Here is a 206-nt window from a genome sequence, read left to right as displayed (position 1 = left end):
AGCAGCCTATACGGCGGCTTATACAACCGCAAAAGCCAGTTATGATAACGATTATCAAGCTGGTGACAAGACAGGTTTAGCTGGCAAGCCAGCAGACCCGACTAAAACGAGCGCTGGTTACAGTGCCGGTTATGCGGCTGGTCAGCAGAGCTACACGGATGATAAAAAGACTGGGTCAGATGCCGGAACCGCAGACGGTTCCGCTG

1 protein-coding gene is annotated in these 206 nt (G+C 52.9%); it reads left to right on the top strand.

All coding sequences use genetic code 11. From position 1 onward, the window contains the following. A partial coding sequence (locus tag CES82_RS12665; RefSeq protein WP_180245762.1) for a hypothetical protein occupies nucleotides 1–206 on the top strand: 206 nt, incomplete at both ends.

This window comes from Secundilactobacillus silagincola, assembly GCF_002583405.1.
GTDB classification, from domain to species: domain Bacteria; phylum Bacillota; class Bacilli; order Lactobacillales; family Lactobacillaceae; genus Secundilactobacillus; species Secundilactobacillus silagincola.
Note: the sequence above shows the minus strand (reverse complement) of the source record. Positions and strands in the feature narration are given on the sequence as shown.